Raw genomic sequence first — 2399 nt, 5'->3', positions numbered from 1 at the left:
AACGGCAGCAGCTATTACTACGACGACCTCGGCAACCTGATCCACCGCGAACTGGCCGACGGCGAAGTGCAGAACTATTTCTACGATCTGCACGACCAACTGGTTAAAGCCGAAATCTTCAAAAAAGACGGCAGCAAAGAAACTTGGGCGTACACCTACGACGCCTTGGGCAGAAGGATAGGCAAAGGTCGTCTGAAAACCAGTCAGGAAGTTTCAGACGACCTCGAAGAGGAAACCGGATTCGTTTGGGACGGCAGCCACCTCTTGCAGGAAGTCCACCCGGACGGCAGATATACCTATATCTATACCGATCCCGATAGCTACGAACCCTTGGCACAGGTACATAACTGGACCAACGAAGAAGGCGAAAGCCGCCAACAAACCCACTACTTCCACTGCGACCAAATCGGCATTCCGAGAGAGATGACCGATGAAGACGGCAACCTCTTGTGGTTTGGCAACTATACCGGCTGGGGCAAACTGAAGAGTGAAACCAACATATCCGGAACTGCTCACCAACCCTTCCGCCTGCAGAACCAGTATTGCGACCGTGAGACGGGGCTGCATTACAACTTCTTCAGGTATTACGAGCCTGATGCGGGTCGGTTTGTGAATCAGGATCCGATTGGGTTGTTTGGAGGTAGTAATTTTTATATGTTTGCCTTCAATATATCTCGTTGGCTTGATCCATTAGGTCTAAAAGGAAAGTCAAAACGATCATGCGAAGAGATTGGGCAAGATATTGATAGATTAATTAATAGAGATAAACGGAAATGTAACAATGGTGGCACTCATGGTTTGCGCCATAGGTTCAATGAACAAATTAATGGTCGCAATGGTCCTGGTACCCAGTCGTGGAAAACACATGAACAGGAAATCAAGAATCAACAGAAAAGCCTTAGAGACCGTTTGCAGGAGTGGAACGATTCAGGTTGTGGAAGTCCCCCTTCTGGGGCGTGGAAGTGGGCGACAAAACCAGTTCCTCAGCCTAAACAGTGGAAAAATCCTGCTGTTCCGAGGTCTACTGTAGAAACAGGAGCAAAAGTTGTTGCTGGTGCTGGAGCTGCATATATAGTTTATCGAATTGTTCGGTTTTTGCCTTCTTTACTCCCTCCTTTATGGGGAACAATTCCTGCAAATGCTGCCATACCTTAAAATATAGAAAGTAAGACATGAAAAAAAACAATCTAATTTTGTTAATTAAAAATCAAATGTCAGATAAACAAAAAAATGAAAATGCTTTACATTTAAATACACTTTTACTAAACTCAATAGAAAATCCTAGTATAGATAATGATTATTTCATAGAATTATTTAGCTATTATTCTAACATATCCCAAGGAGAAGTAAGTGAACTATTTAATTTACTACAATCTTTAACCAAAAATGAAATTAATATAATTTATGATTTTTTAGAATATATTTCTAAGTTTATCAAAGATTTAGGAGTGAATTATGAATTTGAAAAATTTCTTATGGAGGTAAAATATATACAAGAACGAAATTGTCTAGAAGAAAAAATTAAGCCTACTTTCCCAATTTTTAAAGTTGATAAAAATAACATCATAAGTTTTGATGATAGTGATAACTTTTATATATTTTCTATAATGCAACTATCTACTAAAACTTGGATTGAGATAACATACGATGATTTTCTCTCAATACTTGAATCACTAGAGTGGCAAGCCTTTACTAATAAGGCTATATTATATTTTACTCCTTGCTGTTTAAAATATATTTTTTCTAATTTATCTAAATTCTATTTATATGGTTACGTTGTTGACTTTTTATATATTGCCCTAAGAGACCAAAGTACGATATTTAACACTAATCAAATCAACTTAATTATTGATTTTCTTAAATTAATCCAAAATTTTAACCAGGAAATTAGTGTTGAAACACAAAAAAAAATAACAAGTATTATCCAACTTTATTTATAACTTCCGGGCCGCAAGGGCATACTTTCCCGTACCGCCACCAAACCGGCCTGGCCGATGCGCCATTCTTCCTCGGTTAAAATCCGCAAACGCTATATCGTGCGCACCGGCGATATGTTCCATATGAACGGCAAGTTCAGCAAAAGACTTCCCCCTAAAACCTGTCTGTCCTGTAAGGGTGCAGTGGGTGCCGGTCGGCCGGTGAATCCGATACACGGTTTGAAGTTTTGGAGGGTGAAACCGACTTTGCCTTTGAAGGCATTTTGCCTCTAGTATGGAGCCGCAGCTATTATTCCGACCAAGACGGTACCGGCTGGCTCGGCGAGGGTTGGAGCGTACCTGGCTGCCAACGCATTATCCGCGATGCGGCCGGATTGGCCTATATCGACCCGCTGAAACACATCACCCGTTTCGAATATGCCGGCAACGGTCTGTTGCTGTCGGTAACCGATCCGAACGGCA

4 protein-coding genes are annotated in these 2399 nt (G+C 41.2%); all 4 read left to right on the top strand.

What is annotated here, in order from left to right; genetic code table 11:
• Nucleotides 1-1155 (top strand): RHS repeat-associated core domain-containing protein (locus tag ACTHS3_RS11635; protein WP_440368004.1); only part of this gene is annotated, 1155 nt, incomplete at its 5' end.
• Between the two features lie 17 nt (nt 1156-1172).
• Nucleotides 1173-1940: a hypothetical protein gene (locus tag ACTHS3_RS11630; RefSeq protein WP_070625102.1), complete on the top strand. Its 768-nt coding sequence runs from the start codon at nt 1173-1175 to the stop codon at nt 1938-1940.
• 54 nt (nt 1941-1994) lie between these two features.
• Nucleotides 1995-2210 (top strand): hypothetical protein, encoded by a 216-nt coding sequence (locus ACTHS3_RS11625; RefSeq protein ID WP_079453697.1) that lies wholly within the window; start codon nt 1995-1997, stop codon nt 2208-2210.
• Nucleotides 2201-2399: DUF6531 domain-containing protein (locus ACTHS3_RS11620; protein ID WP_249552292.1), on the top strand; the 199-nt coding region annotated here is incomplete at its 3' end. The genes ACTHS3_RS11625 and ACTHS3_RS11620, both read left to right, overlap by 10 nt.

Source organism: Neisseria sp. P0009.S007 (assembly GCF_051962515.1).
The sequence above is the reverse complement of the archived record's forward strand: the minus strand, read 5'-3'. Positions and strand labels throughout refer to the sequence as shown.